At 41.5% G+C, this 18,530-nt stretch carries 12 protein-coding genes; 6 read left to right on the top strand and 6 right to left on the bottom strand.

Annotated features, from left to right (window positions below):
* Positions 1-20: 20 nt before the first annotated feature.
* From hflX to OQ289_RS22100, 6 genes are all read right to left on the bottom strand, one after another.
* Positions 21-1,211 (bottom strand): GTPase HflX, encoded by a 1,191-nt coding sequence (gene hflX, locus OQ289_RS21190; protein ID WP_270088719.1) that lies wholly within the window; start codon positions 1,209-1,211, stop codon positions 21-23.
* Positions 1,212-1,342: 131 nt separating this feature from the next.
* Positions 1,343-3,448, bottom strand: coding sequence for an ATP-dependent DNA helicase RecG (recG, locus tag OQ289_RS21185; RefSeq protein WP_270088718.1), 2,106 nt, complete (start codon positions 3,446-3,448; stop codon positions 1,343-1,345).
* 53 nt (positions 3,449-3,501) lie between these two features.
* Positions 3,502-4,212 carry a hypothetical protein gene (locus tag OQ289_RS21180; RefSeq protein WP_270088717.1) on the bottom strand — a complete coding sequence of 237 codons (711 nt, stop codon included), beginning with the start codon at positions 4,210-4,212 and terminating at the stop codon, positions 3,502-3,504.
* 99 nt (positions 4,213-4,311) lie between these two features.
* The gene (locus tag OQ289_RS21175) at positions 4,312-5,259 is read right to left on the bottom strand and encodes an EamA family transporter (protein WP_270088716.1); all 948 of its coding nucleotides are present in this window, start codon (positions 5,257-5,259) and stop codon (positions 4,312-4,314) included.
* Positions 5,247-5,633 carry a RidA family protein gene (locus OQ289_RS21170; protein WP_033565640.1) on the bottom strand — a complete coding sequence of 129 codons (387 nt, stop codon included), beginning with the start codon at positions 5,631-5,633 and terminating at the stop codon, positions 5,247-5,249. Before OQ289_RS21170 ends, OQ289_RS21175 begins: the two co-directional genes overlap by 13 nt.
* An 11-nt stretch (positions 5,634-5,644) precedes the next feature.
* Positions 5,645-5,785, bottom strand: coding sequence for a DUF6728 family protein (locus OQ289_RS22100; RefSeq protein WP_333485558.1), 141 nt, complete (start codon positions 5,783-5,785; stop codon positions 5,645-5,647).
* A gap of 121 nt (positions 5,786-5,906) precedes the next feature.
* On the opposite strand from OQ289_RS22100, the gene nagA reads away from it, so the two are divergent.
* The 6 genes from nagA (at position 5,907) to OQ289_RS21140 (ending at position 18,529) form a co-directional block, all read left to right on the top strand.
* Positions 5,907-7,040, top strand: a complete 1,134-nt coding sequence (gene nagA, locus OQ289_RS21165; RefSeq protein WP_270088715.1) for an N-acetylglucosamine-6-phosphate deacetylase — start codon at positions 5,907-5,909, stop codon at positions 7,038-7,040.
* Between the two features lie 101 nt (positions 7,041-7,141).
* Positions 7,142-8,755 (top strand): glycoside hydrolase family 10 protein, encoded by a 1,614-nt coding sequence (locus OQ289_RS21160; protein ID WP_270088714.1) that lies wholly within the window; start codon positions 7,142-7,144, stop codon positions 8,753-8,755.
* A 318-nt stretch (positions 8,756-9,073) separates the two neighbouring features.
* Complete coding sequence (locus tag OQ289_RS21155) at positions 9,074-12,169, top strand: SusC/RagA family TonB-linked outer membrane protein (RefSeq protein ID WP_270088713.1); 3,096 nt, start codon at positions 9,074-9,076, stop codon at positions 12,167-12,169.
* A gap of 16 nt (positions 12,170-12,185) precedes the next feature.
* Positions 12,186-14,048 carry a SusD/RagB family nutrient-binding outer membrane lipoprotein gene (locus OQ289_RS21150; protein ID WP_270088712.1) on the top strand — a complete coding sequence of 621 codons (1,863 nt, stop codon included), beginning with the start codon at positions 12,186-12,188 and terminating at the stop codon, positions 14,046-14,048.
* 55 nt (positions 14,049-14,103) lie between these two features.
* The gene (locus tag OQ289_RS21145; RefSeq protein ID WP_270088711.1) at positions 14,104-14,970 is read left to right on the top strand and encodes a hypothetical protein; all 867 of its coding nucleotides are present in this window, start codon (positions 14,104-14,106) and stop codon (positions 14,968-14,970) included.
* 472 nt (positions 14,971-15,442) lie between these two features.
* Positions 15,443-18,529, top strand: a complete 3,087-nt coding sequence (locus OQ289_RS21140) for a SusC/RagA family TonB-linked outer membrane protein (protein ID WP_270088710.1) — start codon at positions 15,443-15,445, stop codon at positions 18,527-18,529.
* The last annotated feature ends 1 nt before the right edge of the window (position 18,530 follow it).

The following is an 18,530-nucleotide window of genomic DNA, read 5'->3' as shown; positions in this document are numbered from 1 at the left end:
CCATGCCGTAGAACCCAAAATTAATATAACAGGTTATTATATGGATACCTATCGTTGTGCATTTTGACGATAATATCATACAGCTGTTGCTTGAACTCTTCTACATTTGTCTTGTGTGTAGCGGAGATAAAAATGGCAGGGGCAGAGTTTTTTGCCATCCAGCTATTTTTGAATTCATCCAGTGTTACTTGCCGTTCTTCTCCTTCATCTCCCTCCTCGACGGCTGGCTTATAGGCATCTATCTTGTTGAAGACAGTCACGACAGGCTTGTCTAATGCGCCAAGGTCTTTCAGCGTTTCGTTGACAGCATGGATATGGTCCTCGAAATTTGGATGCGAAATATCTACAACGTGAATCAGCACGTCGGCCTCACGGACTTCGTCTAATGTCGATTTGAAACATTCCACTAGATGATGCGGAAGCTTACGGATGAAACCGACAGTGTCTGATAGCAAAAAGGGGAGATTGTCAATGACAACTTTACGGACAGTTGTGTCTAGTGTTGCAAAGAGTTTGTTCTCGATCAGTACATCTGATTTGGATATCATATTCATGATGGTCGATTTCCCAACGTTGGTGTAGCCCACTAACGCAACGCGAATCATCTCTCCTCTGTTTTTACGTTGGGTTTCATTCTGTTTGTCGATAGATTTGAGCCGCTCCTTGAAGAGGGATATCTTGTTCAAAATCATCCGTCTATCGGACTCAATCTGAGATTCGCCAGGTCCACGCATCCCGATGCCGCCTCGCTGGCGCTCCAAGTGGGTCCACATACGTGTCAATCGCGGCAGAAGGTACTGTAGTTGGGCTAATTCGACCTGAGTCTTTGCTTGTGCGGTCTTTGCATGGCTAGCAAAGATGTCCAATATTAAGTTAGAACGGTCCAATATCTTTACCTTAAAGTGGTTTTCGATATTGCGGAGTTGTGAGGGACTCAATTCGTCATCAAACACAACAATATCGATCTCTTCGGCGTCTACAAATGATTTGATTTCATCCATCTTGCCGCTTCCGATGAAAGTGGCTTTGTCAGGATAGGACAGTTTTTGGGTAAAAATGCCTTTGGTAATACCGCCGGCAGTCTCCACTAAAAATTGAAGCTCTTCTAAATATTCCCGTGCTTTTGCTTCTGTTGTATCAGGTGTAATTACGGATACAAGTATTGCTGTTTCGGGTTTTATAGCGGTGTCGTGTATTCTAGTCCAAGCCATATGATGGTTTTTCGTGTAAAGTAAGTGTAGGAAAGTTTAACTAAGTAGACCTAATATCTCTAGGGGCATTCCTCATCCATCCCATGCTCAAGGGTTTCTTGCATTGAACACGTTACAAAGATAAGCGTTTTTTAAGAAATTTTGTCCCAAGAGATTCCTGGATTACGTTGGCGTAGATAATCCCTAAGTAAAATGTTTTCGGCATGTTGCAGCTGCGGGTCTTCTTTGAATATTTGGATTACGGTACTACGGGCTTCCGTTAAAATGGCTTGATCACTAGCGAGGTTGGCAATCTTCATATCTAGGACACCTGACTGCTGTGTGCCGGAGATGTCTCCCGGTCCTCGTAGTTGAAGGTCAACTTCAGCTATTTCAAAGCCGTCATTTGTACGGACCATTGTCTCCAATCGTAATCTTCCCTCTTTGCTAAGCTTGTTGCCCGACATGAGGATACAGTAGGATTGTTCGGCTCCGCGTCCCACCCTTCCTCTGAGCTGATGCAGCTGTGAGAGGCCAAATCGTTCGGAATTTTCAATAATCATAACCGACGCGTTAGGGACATTGACCCCGACTTCGATGACGGTGGTAGCGACCATAATCTGGGTCTCGTGCTTAATGAAGCGCTGCATCTCAAAGTCTTTATCCTTTACAGGCATTTTACCGTGGACAATGCTTATTTTGTATTGGGGAAGGGGAAATTCGCGTTGTAGATTTTCTAAACCCGCTTCTAAGTAGAGGAGGTCCAGTTTTTCACTTTCTTTGATTAATGGGAATACGACATATACTTGGCGTCCTTTCGCAATTTCTTCTTTCATGAATCCAAACATGCGCAGTCGGGAGCTTTCGAAGAAATGTACTGTTTTGATAGGTTTGCGGCCTGCCGGAAGCTCGTCAATAACCGAGATGTCAAGGTCACCATACATGGTCATAGCTAATGTACGCGGGATGGGGGTGGCTGTCATGACTAACATATGAGGAGGGATGACATTCTTTCGCCATAGTTTTGCACGTTGCTCTACTCCGAATCGGTGCTGTTCGTCGATGACAGCAAAACCAATGTTCATGAACTTGACCTTGTCTTCAATAAGGGCATGGGTACCGATTAATATGTCGAGCGTTCCTTCTTCCAGTTCCTGATGGATAATACGCCTGTCTTTAGTGGACGTTGATCCGGTCAACAATTTTATATTGACAAATCCTTCTCCCAAAAGTTTCTTAATGCCAACATAATGCTGAGTGGCCAGAATTTCGGTCGGAGCCATCATACAGGCTTGGTATCCATTATCTATAGCGAGTAGCATAGTCATCAGTGCAACGACTGTTTTTCCAGAGCCCACATCGCCTTGTACCAAGCGATTCATCTGAGCTCCGGTGTTGGTGTCTATGCGGATTTCCTTAATAACTCTTTTCTGGGCAGTGGTTAATGGAAATGGAAGTTTTTCATTGAAGAAGATGTTGAATTTGTCCCCGACTTGATCAAAACGGTGCCCTTTGAATTTAAGGGTATTAAGCTGCTTGTTGTTAAGCAAGCGCAGTTGTATAAAAAAGAGCTCTTCAAATTTCAACCTTCTGATAGCCGCTTGTAGTTCCGACTCTGACTTTGGAAAGTGGATAGCTAATAGAGCTTGAGGATAGGAAACCAGTCGATGTGCAGAGGTCAGATGGGCAGGCATGGTTTCGGTAATATTTTTGTATACGGTCTCTAGTGCTGTCTGCTGTAGTTGTTGAAGACCACGGGTATCCAGATTAAATTTTTTGAGTTTTTCGGTGGATGAATAAACAGGCTGTAATGTTTGGTTGCCGATTTTTTTTTCCTGTGGATTGTACAACTCCATTTCGGGGTGGGTGATAGAGATGTGCCCGTTAAATGTGGTTGGCTTGCCATAGAGAATATATGGGCTGCCCACCTTTAAGGATTTTTTTAGCCAAGTAAGGCTCTGAAACCAGACCAACTCTATAGATCCGGTATCATCTTTAAATTGGCCTACTAATCTTCGGCCTCTCTTCTCGCCAACTTCTTGGAGGCCTATTAATCTCCCGAGTACTTGAGCGCCGATCATATCGGGATGAAGTTTGTTGATTTTGTGGAATTGAGTCCGGTCTATATAACGAAAAGGGTAATACTCCAATAGGTCACCAATGGTAAAAACCTGTAACTCTTTTTTAAGGATGTCCGCCTTTTGAGGACCTACACCTTTCAGATATTCAATAGGAGTAATTAAACTTAAATCAGCCACTGCAAGTATTATTTCGCTAAGTGGCTAATTTAAGAAAAATGCTTTAAAATAGACTAGTATTGTAATACAGGCTTACCATTTTCACAGACTACGCCTTTAGCGGGTTTGTCATTGACGGTTAGGCAGTTCATGGTAGTGTCCAAATTTCTTTTGGCTTGATATAACTGGGAGTAACGTTCCATTTTCTCTCCAAATACTCTAAAATTAGGGGTTTGGGTGGTGACAAGGGGAATAAACTCACAGTCTTTACGGATGGTCAATATATGCCATTTGGTATTGTCACTACAGCTCTCCTCTTTGAAAAAGTTCAAAATTTCGGGGAGTAACTGTTCAAGGCGCGTATTGATTTCTGATAAGCTGAGGTCATTCGCCATCATAACCTTCATCTTGCCCTCTACGCAGCGAAGTCCAAAATGTGGGGGGAGGTATGTGTATATGTCGACCAGGGCAGTATTGTAAGGAACAGGACCTTTAAAGGCTTTGTCCGCTCGTTGACGGAGGGTCGTATATTCGGCCTTTAGATTTTCGTACTCCTGTTTGAAACTTGGATGTATGGGTACATACCTGTAGTATAGTGTTTCTATACTCCATTCGTCTATATCTCCGCAAGGGCGATCTTGTGTGAGCTTGACTGCTTCTTGTAATTTGAGGTCAGCAATCCTGGACAGCTCTTCATAAGAGTCTTCCTTTTTGCAGCTGGTAAATAGAAATGTAAAAGTGAGGCCAAGTAGGACAAGTAGGACAAGTATATTTTTTTTGTTCATAATATAATATAGGTTTTAAGAGTATAACGCTAGATGCTGAAGACACGCTACAGTCGGGCATGGATTTTTGTTCATGTGCGAAGACTGTTGCTTTTTCCTCTAGCTTTTATTTTGCTTTTTTGGTGGATTGACGAGTTGAAATAGTGTTTTCGAATTAAATAAAAATACGGCAATGACCAATAGTCCATATGCCCAATACTTATAAGAGTCGATGGTTTCATGAAAATAGGTAATGGCCAAGACGAAGGCAATGATAGGATTGACGTATAGCATCACGCCTAAAGTAGAAGAAGATACTCTTTTTAAGGCGTACATACTCAATAGCAAAGGGATAATCGTGAAGGCAATTGCGATGGTGGCAATGACAATCCAAAATGAGGGGGTATCTGGGATGGGGTGGGGATTGGTCAATACGCTTGGGATGACGGTCAATGTACATATAGCCATCTGTATGGCGAGGACATTGAGTTTGTCAAAGCCCTGCACCACACGCTGTATGACCAAGTAAAAAGCATATAGGCCGCCAATGGTGATGGACCATAGGACTTCGGTCAATGAGCCTGTAGCCAACATAATCACGCTGCCAAAGGCTAAAAAGAGTGCAGTTTTTTTGATTTTTGAAAGCTCTTCCTTTAAGAGAAAGTACCCTGCTGCGGTCGTGATCAATGGACAGAGTATATAGGCGAAAGCACCTGCCTGTACACTTACGTTATTAATGCAGTAAATATAGGTGTACCAGTTTCCGAAAATAAGGAAGGCAGCCATTAGCGTTAGATAAATGACCTTTTTCCTTTCCAGGGGAGGCAAAGAGCGAAAATGAAAATAGTCCTGATGTAGCTTTTTCTTTCTGAAGATGAAGATAAAACTCCATAATACTACCACGGCAACTAGAATCCTGTAAAATAGAATATCTTCGGCAGGCCAAGCTTTGACCAGTCTGACGGGTACGGACATGAATCCCCATATCACGGGTGCTAAAAAAGCCGCTAAAAAGTATTTTTCGCGGCTTTCGCTATCTTGTGGATGATTGTTCGCTAGTCTTTCCAAGCAATGACGGAGATTTCTACATTAACGTGTTTTGGGAGCGTGGCCACAGCAACACATTCACGTGCCGGTTGGTCTAGTGTGAAGTATTGTGCATAAACTTCATTTACGGTGGCAAAATCATCCATATCTTTTAGGAAAATCGTCGATTTTACAACATCTTTGAACGTGTAGCCTGCGTAGCTCAAAATGGCCTCTACATTTTTGAGGACCTGATGTGCCTCATCCCGGACGCCTGTTGAGACTAATTCCATCGTTTCTGGAATGAGTGGGATTTGTCCCGAGACATATAGTGTATTTCCTGCCTTGATTGCTTGGTTGTAAGGGCCGATGGCCGATGGTGCTTTTTCGGTATTTAAAATGATTTTCTGTGACATTTATCGTTCGGTTATTTAAAAAAGAGATATTGAATGACCTTAAAAAGAATAGCGAGAACGAAAATCGAAATTGCAATAATATTAATGCTACGCATTAATCTCATGTTTGAATTGACAGGTTTTTCGCTATCTTTTTTGTTAAAAGAATCCATAATGCTAATTTACGGACCTTAATTGATATTACCAATGGCTATCTTTATATCTAATGGAATCGTACGCGGATCTAAAGAATTGGGGGATGGTTGGTTCCTTTATTGCAGCCCTATTAAAAAAATGATAATTAAAAATCAAGAAATGGATACAGCACTTATTAATGGAATTATCTATACGGGAACTCAAGTACTAAAAGATCAGGTTCTCTTGCTAACTGATGAGCATATTGCTGAGGTCGTGGGAATTGATATGCTTCCTCCTGATGCAACTATTGTAGATGTTAAAGGAGCTAATATCGCGCCTGGGCTGATTGACTTACAAATTTATGGTGCGGGAGATCAGCTTTTTTCTGCGGAGCTGTGCAGTGAGTCCATTCAGAAGATTGACCAAACATTATTGGGGCAAGGTTGTACATCTTATCTTCTTTGCTTGGCAACAAATACCATTGATGTTTTTAAACAAGCTATCGCTATTGTAAATGCAAATCCTCCTAAAGTTGCTTTGGGATTGCATCTGGAGGGACCTTTTTTGAATGCTAAGAAGCGAGGGGCGCATCCAGCTGAGCTAATAATCACGCCGAGTAAGGAGAGAATAGCGGATTTGTTGAATGAAGATGAACTGGGATTGGTCAAGATGATGACTGTAGCTCCTGAATTGTTGGATACCGATAGCCTAGAGCTTTTGCTTGAAAAGGGTGTGCGAATAAGTGCGGGACATAGCGATGCAACTTTTGAAGAGGCCACTAGCGCGTTTGACCAAGGTATTGTTGCAGCGACGCATCTTTTTAATGCAATGTCTGGTTTTCACCATCGAGAGGTAGGGCTTCCTGGGGCGGTATTTAATCATGGCCAAGCTCAGGCAAGTATTATTCTTGATGGGATACATGTGAGTTTTGAAGCCGCTAGAGTGGCAAAACGCTTGATGGGGGACCGCCTTTTTATGATTACAGATGCGGTAGCTCCATGTGATAAGGGAATCTACCGTCATATACTGAACGAAGACCATTATGTACTTCCAGACGGGACGTTGTCTGGATCCGCATTAACACTACTTGGGGCGGTGAAGAATGCCGTAAATAAAGTGGGGGTGCCTTTGGATGAAGCATTGCGGATGGCCACACAATATCCTGCGGATCTTATCGGACGTGCAGATTTGGGAAGGATAGAAAAAGGCGCGCGTGCAAATATTATTGTATTTGATGATTCTTTTAATCTAGAGCAAGTATTTTATGAAGGAGTTCCTGTCTTTCAATAGCTTGATTCTTGAAATTTAAGATTTTGATCTTAGGTTAACGTCGAAAAGTGTAGTTTTGTCATTTACATTTTGTCGATTCTGGCATCGTTTATTGAAATTATATGAAGAAACAGGTAGTCTATTTTATTGTGTTGGGTTTGGTGGTCGCTGTGATAAGTGCGTGTTCATCAAAGAAAAGAGGCAAAAGCCAGCCTGTACTTGTCGCACCTACAACGGTGGTGCAGATAGATACTACTCCTGTCGAACTTTCTAAAGTAGAGGCACCAATTGTCAAAAAAGAGAAAGAGAAAATTGACATGGAGCAAATAAATCTTCCAGAGATACCGCGTGAATTTAGAGCGGCTTGGGTAGCCTCTGTGGCTAATATAAATTGGCCAAGTAAGAATAACCTGTCTACGGAGGAGCAGAAGCAGGAAGCAATTTCACTTCTTGACTTTTTGAAAGCCAATCGCTTCAATGCTGTGATTTTTCAGGTGCGTCCAGCTGCAGATGCATTGTACAAGAGTGCGTATGAACCTTGGTCGGTATTTCTGACTGGGCAACAAGGCCAGGCGCCTTTTCCATATTACGATCCATTGGAATTTTGGGTGGAACAGGCACATAAAAGAGGGCTAGAGCTTCACGTGTGGCTCAACCCTTACCGAGCACATCACGGGACAAGTGGTCAGGTGACAGAGTCGTCTATGGTGAAGAGAATGCCAGAGTCAGTTGTCAAATTGAAGCAGGGATACTATTGGTTCGATCCGTCAATGAAATCTACGCAGGACCATGCATCGCGAGTAGTATTGGATATTGTCAAACGGTATAATATTGATGGTGTCCATTTCGATGATTACTTCTATCCTTATGCGGAGTATAATGGAGGGCAGGATTTTCCTGATACACAGAGTTGGAACGCTTATGTTAAGAGTGGTGGACGACTATCACGTGCCGATTGGCGGAGAAATAGTGTGAATACGTTTGTGGAACGAATTTACAAAGAAATCAAGGCTGAAAAAAATCACGTGAAATTTGGTATTAGCCCTTTTGGGATTTGGAAACCCGGATACCCGTCAGGAATACAGGGGTCTAGTCAATATGACCAGTTGTATGCGGATGCCAAACTTTGGTTAAATAAAGGTTGGATTGATTACTTCGCTCCACAGCTGTATTGGCCAATAGAGCCAGCGAAGCAAAGTTTTACGACTTTATTACGTTGGTGGCAGAGTGAAAATACCATGGGCCGCCACTTGTGGCCGGGGATTAATACGGTGGGTAAACGAGCGCCAGAATACTCAAGTGAAATTGTACGTCAAATCGCAGTCACGAGACAGGAAATACCCAATAGTATTGGTGCAATTCATTGGAGTATAGCTGGACTGACCAAAAATCCGGGAATGACCAATGCGGTGTCTGAAGGGCCATATCGTAAAGAGGCGTTGGTTCCAAGGACTCCTTGGTTGACTTCTTTTTATTTGTCAGCTCCATTTGTGCATGGCGAATCTCATAAGACCTCGGTATTTGTAAAATGGTCGCATCCACGCTCTGCACAGGTAAGCAAATGGTTGGTGTATGTCAATTATGGAGGGGTGTGGCAATATGATATAGTGATGCCGGATGTATTGAGTAAAGAATTTGCAAAGGAACAAAACGGGAAGAAATTGAAGATGATTGTTGTGAAAGCGGTAGATCCATTGGAAAACGAAGGAGAGATGGGGATATATCAAGTTAAATAGGTTTGCATTTTTTTGCGCCGTTGTGACATTTTTGCGTTTTTGAAGAAAAAAGCCTGATAATTTAAATTATCAGGCTTTTTTATGTTTAATCGTTGAATTTGATTGTTTAGGTTAGTTTTTGATAGCAATGTGATGTGTCCAAATAAATGCATTTGCTTTTGTTTGTTATTATTTTTAATAAAGTTTTGCATAAAAATGCATTTTTTAAAATTTATTTCATAACATTGTGAGACTAATTGCCTGAGTATATGAACAAAAGCCACATTAACCTTTTGCTCCTATCAAGTTTTTTATTAACCTAAAAACCAACTGTCAAACATGAAGAGAAAACTACTCTTATTATTTTTTGGGCTGATGCTCATATCAGCCAGTTTGATGGCGCAACAGAAAACCGTGACGGGGAAAGTTTCCAATTCAACCGACGGTACGCCATTATCAAGTGTGACGGTCCTTATCAAGGGTAAGTCGGCGAGTACGCAGACGAACGCGGACGGAAGTTTTTCTATCCAGGCAAGCCCTGGGGACGTGCTTATTTTTAGATCCATTGGAGCTAAAGAGGTGCAACAGACGGTAAGTGCTGGGAACAGTATCAACGTATCGCTGGCTTTGTCCGAACAAGCCTTGGATGAAGTGCTGGTTACAGCGGAGTTTGGCATGAAGCGGGTGAGCCGTGCTATTGGTTCTTCTGTACAGCAAATTGACGGATCAACGATTAGCGAGTCGGGGAGAGAGAACTTTATTTCTGCTCTTGCTGGACGAGTTCCGGGACTTAATGTTACTTCTACGGGTGGATCTCCAGGGTCGTCATCAACGGTAGTACTTAGAAATATCACATCCATATCAGGGAATAACCAACCTCTTTATGTTGTCGACGGTGTGCCGATGAACAATTCGACATTCGATCCGCTGGGTATGGCTGGTGGCGGTGGGGATACCTATTCCGTCAGAAATCTTGATTTTGCATCTAGAGGGAGTGATTTTAATCCTGAGGATGTCGAGTCTATAACGGTTTTGAAAGGTGCTGCAGCTGCTGCGCTATATGGCTCTGATGCTTCCAATGGTGCAATAATTATCACCACAAAAAAAGGTAAAGCAGGTAAAGGAACTATTACTTACAGTAATTATTTCAAATGGGACAAAGCATACGGCTATCCGGATATGCAGACCAAATATGCCAATGGTAACTATGGAACTACAAATTATTATAATACTGCTCGTTTCGGAGGTCTGTATCCAGAGGGGATGCGATTGTACGATAATATTGACGCTATACTTCAAACTGGGACACAGCAAAGGCATAATGTCTCGGTTGATGCAGGGTCGGAGAAAGCAACAATACGGGCTAGTTTCTCACAGCTGGGGCAAGATGGTGTATTGAAGAGTACTGGATATGATAGAACCAGTTTAAGTTTGTCGGGGCAAGCTGTGGTAACCCCATGGCTTAAATTTGAAGGCTCGATGCAGTATACTAAAATCGGGAATGATAAAGTGCTGAGAGGGACTGATGGACCATTGTATCGGGCCATGCTGTGGCCGATAGTGGATGATGTAAGCAATTATCTTGCTGCTGATGGGAGTCATATGAGAAAGCCAGACTATTATTTGGATGAAGATCTTCTAAACCCGCTTTTTGCGATGAATAAGAATAAGTTTTATGACAAATCAGATCGATTTCTAAGTAATATTGCGATGAATTTTACGCCTATTGAAAACACTTTTCTTCGCGCACAAGTTGGTTGGGATGTCGGAATGCAGACTTTTGAAACATCCACTCATCCTTACTATGCGAATAAAAATGCTGGAGTTGGGCAATATAATTTAGTACAAGCCAATTTTTCGGACCCTACAATCAATATCCTAGCGGGATATAATAATAAGTTCCTAAATGATAAGCTTTCCTTTTCAGGACAGGTGGGGTATCACCAGATGGAAAATGGCGTGACACGATCGGCAGTCAATGGTACTGGCTTTACTGTCGCAGATTTTCAGTCGATTAACAACACGAATCCGCTTACTCAAACAGGGTCTCAAAGAAATACGAAAAGGCGGATACAAGCTCTTTCTGCACAAATGGAGTTTGGATACAACAATATTGCTTTCATTACGCTAAGAGGTCGTAACGACTGGTCGTCTACCTTACCGACGAACAACAATACCTATTTTTATCCTGCTATTGAGGGGTCATTCATTCTATCTGATTTAGAATTTATGAAAGCTATCCCAGCGATTAACTATGTTAAGCTAAGGGGGTCCGTGGCGCAAGTGGGTAAGGATGCAGGGCCTCTTGAAATAGCACCTCAGCTTGTATATAGCGAATTAACAGGTGGAGGGTTTCAATATGGGACTACTGGGCCTAACCCAAATCTACGGCCAGAAATGACGACAGCACATGAAGGTGGTATAGATTTGAGATTGTTCAACAATAGAGTCAATGCGAGTTTCACCTATTTCGGGACGAGAAATGCCGATCAGATTGTAAAGGGTTTTAGATTGAGCTATGCAACTGGATTTGTATTGAACAATATGAATGTGGGGACGTTTAAGACTTGGGGATGGGAAGGTCATATAGATGGAGATATTATAAAGAGAACGAATGGCTTGACTTGGAATCTAGGTGTTAACGCTTCACAAGGAAAGTCTAAAGTCTTGTATCTTCCAGAAAATGTGACAGAATATTATAATGCATATACCTGGAATTCAGGAAATGTGCGTAATGGTATAATGGTGGGACAACCTATTACTACTTTGACGGGATTAGCTTACGAAAGAAATGACAAGGGAGAGGTGTTGGTCAGTCCAAGTACAGGGCTGCCTATCACTAAAGCTCAATGGTCTGTAATTGGTGATAGAGAACCTAAAGTTAGATTCGGTGTGACGACCGCATTGACCTACAAAGATATTCGACTCTCTGGGCTGTTTGCTGGGCGCTTTGGAGCAACCGTTATCAATGGTACCAAACGGACGATGATGACGAATGGGACAAGCTGGGAGTCGGTCGATTTGCGCGAAAGAGGTCCCTATGTCTTTAATGGAGTGTTAAGGGATGGAAACGAAAATACAGATACGCCTACCAAGAATAATATTGGAGTTGATTATCGACTTTACGGAACCACGATATTTGGAGGAGGAGATGAGGATTGGTTAGAGAAAGATGTAAACTATGTAAGGTTACAAGAACTGCGGCTTTCTTATCGGCTTCCGAAAAAGTTCTTAAGTCGTGGGAAGATAATTTCTGCGATGGACGTTTACTTTGTGGGAAATGACTTGTTGACCTGGACTAATTATTCGGGAATAGATGCAGTGGGCAATACAGTCTCAGCTGCAGCCGGAGGGACTGGGGGCGAGGGATATGATATTTGGTCTATACCTAACCCTCGTGGTTTTTCAGTGGGATTGAGTCTAACATTGAACTAAAGTTAAATAGGAAAACATGAAAAAGAAGTTAATATATATACTCATTCCCTTTCTATTGGTAATGGGGAGCTGTGAAAAATACTTAGATGTAAATAAAAATATCGATGCACCCGATTATGTGGAAGGCTACTTGTATCTGGCGAATATTACGCAGCAGTACCAAGGGATATACTGGGATGGTCGTGCTATTGGTCCCATGACGCAGATGATGGGGACAACAGCGTACACATCCTTTGCCAATCACTTTTATTCATTGGGAAGTGATGCAGGAGGGGAAATGTGGAGGGTGGTCTATTGGAACCAAGGAATGAATTTGGAGAATATGATTAATCAATCTTTAGAAGCAGAAGATTGGACATTGGCGGGGATTGGCTATGCTATTAAGGCGTTCAGTTGGGATGCCCTGACGAAGATTCATGGAGAGGTACCAATGAAGGATGCTTTTGTGCCGGAACTTCTCTCTCATAATTATGATTATCAGGACGCTGTTTATGAGCAGGTAAGGGGGTGGGCTCATACCGCAGTTGAGCTGTTAGAGCGTGAAGATAATCATAATTATGGAACGAAAATTAGTGGTAATGATTATATATATGGTGGCGATAAATCCAAGTGGATTAAGTTTGCCTACGCAGTGATTGTACGTAATCTAGCTTCCCTGAGTAATAAAAGCGATTTCAAAGATAAGTATGCGCAAGAGCTCATCGAGGCAGCTATGAAATCTTTCCAAAGTCCGGATGATGACGCTACGCTGAAAATCGCAGGTGGTTCGCAAGGGGCGCCTTATACGGGTTACAACAATTTTTGGGGTACCGCGCGAGGAAGTTTGACATATGATTATTTTCAGCATGAGTATGCAGTGCAGGTGCTCACGGGTACGGTGCCTGAATACGACCAATCTACAGGGGATAAGATTCGAGAAACCAATAACCCGTACTATCCTTTCAAACTCGCAACACAGCAAATCGTAGCAGATACCTTATTGAAAGTTAAAGGGCATTTTGATCCTAGAGTGGCTGTGAAATTATCGACGGTCAGCAACCCTAATTACCTATATCTGAATAATGCAGATAGTGTAAAAACTTACAAGTATTACGGAGGAACGTTTACGGCCAAAGTGGGGCCAGTAGGACAGGCTCCATCTTTTTATGGAAGAACGATAGCTTCTGTACCTAGTGGGGCTGTACACGATGGAACTGGCCGTTGGATTTATCGAGATGATGCTCCGTATATTCTGACCACATATGCGGAGATTCAGTTATGTTTGGCCGAAGCTTACTGGAAATTAGGTCGTGTGTCGGAAGCATTTGAATCGTTTAAAAAAGGTGTTGACGCAGATGTGAAAACTACAGCTCGATATATTTACCCGGGAAAAGAAGGTAGTCCTACAGGCGGTGATAAAATCACCAAGGAACTGTTCAATACATTGGGGAGTGAGTACATTAATGGCCCGTTTGTGGGTGGTTTGTCTGAATTAACGCTTTCTCATATCATGATGCAAAAATGGGTGGCACTTTATCCTTGGGGTGCTACCGAGGCTTGGGTTGATATGCGTAAATATCATTACGATATTGACTATAATGGAGAGTATCCGAGTAACGGAAATGGATGGATTCAAGCGCAACTGGAGCAAAAATGGGATACTAATTCCTCTAAAGTATATAAGGGGCTTTATCTGGCACCCGCTCAAGTTGAAGGTCGAAAAGGGGCTTATGATATTCGAAATGAAGGTTCGCCAAGTTATAGGTTGAGACCACGTTTTAATTCTGAATACATGTGGAATCTTCCTGCATTGGAAGGATTAAAGCCTATTCCGGGTACGGCCGACAACTATCAGACGTCGATACCTTGGTTTGCTTATCCTGGCGATATGCCAAAATAGAGAAGTGTTTTATGATATATACCGCAGCTTTTGTTGCAATTTAAATATATTTCAAATGAAAAATCTAAATAAATTATTGTTAATCCTAACGTGTGTACTATTCTCGACTGCCTGTGAAAAACATGTTGTAGAATATAAAGCAACATTAGTGGATGACGAAACCACAGCGCAGTTCCAAATCTTCTATATGGTGCCTCTAACTACCGGAACAGCAAATAATATAAATAAGGTCGAGTTAAACGGTGAATTATTGACCAATGAGACGACGCCATTGTCTACCTATAATTTTATACCTAGTGGTGCGGTAGGGAGATTCTTTACGACGAAACCCGGAGCAGTTAGTCTAAAGCTGTATAGAGGAGCTGTTAATAGTCTAACGCTTGCCTATGATCAGAGTTTTGATCTGCCTGCTGGTAAATACAATCTCGTTGTTCATGATTTTAACAAACCCCCAGTAATTATTAAGAATGAGACGCCTTATCCTAAAGTGACTACCGAATTTACAGGTACTACTGCTTGGGTAAAATTTTCTAATTTTCTATACGAAACTACTGGCGTACCTACATCTCTGAAATTGCAGTATCAGTTTCAGTATATAGTAGATAATACTACCAATCAGAAAAGTGATTGGGCAAATTTGGGACCTCCTGTCGCTTTTGGTGAGGCAACGGGTTGGGAGCCAGTGACTGTCAACAAAACGGTGGAGATCTCTTCAGGTAGTGCCCGCATTGACTATCGGATTAGGCTGATAGGCGCAGATGGGTCTGATCAAGGTAGTTTAAAGGTGAGAAATAGTGCGGGTAATATGATTGATTATGCCGATTGGTGGAATGCTAATATTGGCCGGATTTATCTTCATACACTGGCTGGGTTTAGAGCTGCTACACCGATAGCATCTGTACGATCTGCGGGCGTATTGTAATCTTGAGGTTTTTATTTTTGGTGAAAGAAGGTGCTTTTGCATCTTCTTTTTTTTATGTCGATTCATAAGGTATGACGATGTCACGTCTTTGCGGGACTTGAATGGTAAGAATGTTTGCTAGAAGTATGGTTGTCTTTGTCATGAGTCCGTGGTTAAATAATGCAAATTCAAATCGAGTAATTGGGTTTCCAAACGGGGAATATTTCTGTAGTGGGTTAGAGAGCTCCTCTCTTCTGTTTGAAGCGTGAATAAGGACGTTGATGCGGTTTTTCGTGGCTTTCGACATGTTTTTATGAAATATTGGTTTTTTTTGTGACAATTTGGTTGTCTTTTTGAGTAAATATTGCATGAATGTGCAATGTTTAAAAATAATTTCATACAATTGTGTATCCTAATATCTTGAATGTAAAATCGAGCTGTTATAGACCTACATAGAATTATTTTTAATAAACCATAAAACAAACTGTCAAACATGAAGAGAAAATTACTCTTATTATTTTTTGGGCTGATGCTCATATCAGCCAGTTTGATGGCGCAACAGAAAACCGTTACCGGGAACGTTTCCAGTTCAACCGACGGTACGCCATTATCCAATGTGACGGTACTTATCAAGGGTAAGTCCATAAGCACGCAAACCAATGCCGATGGAAGTTTTTCTATTCAAGCAAGTCCAGGAGATGTACTCATTTTTAGATCCATTGGAGCTAAAGAGGTGCAGCAGACGGTAGGTGTTGGAAATAGCATCAATATATCGCTGGTCGGAACTGAGGAAGCATTGGGAGAGGTAGTGGTTACAGCTCTGGGTATAAAGAAGGAGAAAAGAAGTTTGGGGTATGCTGTCCAAGATATAAAAGGCGACGAATTGATGAAAAATAAAAACCCGAATCTAATTAATTCTTTGAATGGCAAGATAGCTGGACTTAATATTACTAATTCGGGAGGGTCCCCAGGAGCATCCGCGTCTATTATCATTCGAGGAGGGACGTCTCTGGAGCGAGATAATCAACCCTTATTTGTAATTGACGGTATGCCAATGGACAACTCTACGGGTCAGGGTGATAATTCAGCCTTTGATGGGAGTACGAATATTTCTACTACTAATGGGAATCGGGCTATGGATATCAACCCAGAAGATATCGAGTCTATTTCAGTGTTAAAAGGACCTACTGCAGCAGCGTTGTATGGGATTCGTGCAGCTGCGGGAGCTATTGTAATTACCACAAAAAGGGGTAAAGACGGGGGCGTGTCGATTGGTGTGAACTCTAGGTTCGGGGCGAATTGGGTCAATAAACTTCCTGAACAACAATCAAAATATAGACAGGGGTCGAATTATAATAACAACTATACGGAAGAGACTTATTGGTCTTGGGGAAAGCCATTTGTCGAAGGTGAGCAGGTGTATGACAATTTGGGAGATTTTTTCAAAACAGGCTATACCTATGATAATAGTTTTAATGTGACAGGAGGTAACCAAAAAGGTAATTTCTATCTATCAGGTTCTAATATAGATCAATCTGGAATTGTTCCGACCACAGATTATAATCGCACCACGTTTAGGTTTAACGGAGAGCAGAAATATGGAATTTTTACAATTGGTGCAAATACATCATATTCTACTTCAAAGACTCGAAAGACATTAACAGGTTCTGGGCTTTGGGGAAGTAGTGGGTCGGGTTATATGGAGTCTATTATAGCTTGGCCTAGAAATAGAGATATGAAAGATTGGCAATTATCTGATGGGTCGCAAAATCTCATGTTCCCAGATATCTTGTTGGAAAACAACACTGATAATCCATATTGGATAATTAACCGAAATCCCCAAGACGATAAAACCAATCGGTTTTTAGGAACTGTCTATGCAACAGCAAAATTAGCTAAGGGGTTAGATTTTACTTATAGATTGGGAATTGATACATATACGAGTAATTATGTCTCTAAAATTTCGCGGGGGTCGGCTGTAAAACTAGATTGGCAAAAAGGGATGATGTCTGAAAATATAAGGCAATACAATTTTTTTAACAATAATCTATTATTGAATTATAATACAACAGTAGCGAAGGATTGGGGATTTAACTTTTTGGCCGGTTTGGCGACCGAAGATATAGAATTGAAAGTAACAGGTAATAGAGCTCAAAAATTTATTTTACCCGACTTTATGTCATTAAATAACGCAAAGGTTGAGGATAAATTCTCCTATACAAATCTAACTCGTATTCGGAGAGTTGGGGTTTTTGGAGATGCGAAAGTCGATTTTAGAAATATTGCATTCCTAGGTGTTACATTAAGAAATGACTGGTCGTCCACATTGCCAAAGAAGAATCAATCTTTTATGTACCCTTCTTTCAGTGGAAGTTTGGTTTTTTCTGAGATGATTGGAAAAAACGATTTTTTCAATTATGGCAAATTGAGGGCATCATGGGCTGAGGTTGGTAAGGATGCCCCTGCCTATCAAACTAACACTTATTTGAAGGAGGTTCAGTTGACCGTAGGAGGAGGTTTTAGGAACGAATGGACGGCAGGAAATGAAAATCTGAAACCGGAGAAAACGCAGTCGTTTGAAGTCGGGACGGATTTGAAATTTTTAAACAATAGATTGGGATTAGAGTTTACTTACTATAATAATAGATCGGTAGACCAGATTTTGCAACCAAGGGTTGATAATGCAACTGGATATATATTGAAATATGTCAATGCTGGAACTCTTGAGAATAAGGGTGTTGAAGTAACATTGAATTATTCACCTATTAAACGGTCAGAATTTAAGTGGGATATAGATCTGAACTTTTCCCATAATAAAGGTACTGTGAAAGATTTGCCTGGAGATATATCAATTTTGTATGTCACTGATGTGCAGGTTGCCGGAGGGAAGGCTGCTTCTTTTGAAAATGGTAATTTTATGGGTATTAGCGGCACAAAATGGAATACTGACGAGCAGGGGAATACCATTTTGGATTGGAATACGGGGCTGCCAACTCCATCCGCATTGGAGACTAATAACGTGGGTAATAGAGAGCCCAGTTTTATTGGGGGACTAAACAATAGTTTTACTTACAAAGATTGGAACCTCTCGTTCCTGTTTGACTTCAGAAAAGGGGGGCAGGTTTTAAACGGTACAGAATATTTACTTACGCAATTTGGCCTAAGTAAACAGACTGAGGGTAGGGGGGATATGATTACATTGACAGGGGTAGCGAAAAATCCTGCTACTGGCCAATTTGAGCAAGTTTCTCGCGAAGTAGTCGCTGATCAAAAATTTTATCAAGACTACTATGTGAAGCAAACCTCAAATTTCTTAGAGGAAGTTAATTGGGTTAGACTTAGGTCTGTAAATCTTTCATATAATCTTCCTTCTTCGGTTTTGGCAAAATCTAAGGTTTTCAAAGGAGCTACTTTTAATTTGTCAGGGACTAATTTACTCCTGTTTACTAATTATTCGGGAATGGATCCTGAGGTTAGCGCTGCAGGTGCTGGTGTTGTGGGCTCAGGCTCTGTAGGTATCGATTATGCAGGTGTTCCAAATACGCGGGGTGTAACTTTTGGTGTTAATCTTAAATTCTAAA

The sequence above is a fragment of the Sphingobacterium sp. SYP-B4668 genome (genome assembly GCF_027627455.1).
Taxonomy (GTDB): Bacteria; Bacteroidota; Bacteroidia; order Sphingobacteriales; family Sphingobacteriaceae; genus Sphingobacterium.
This window is presented reverse-complemented; position numbering and strand designations above follow the sequence as displayed.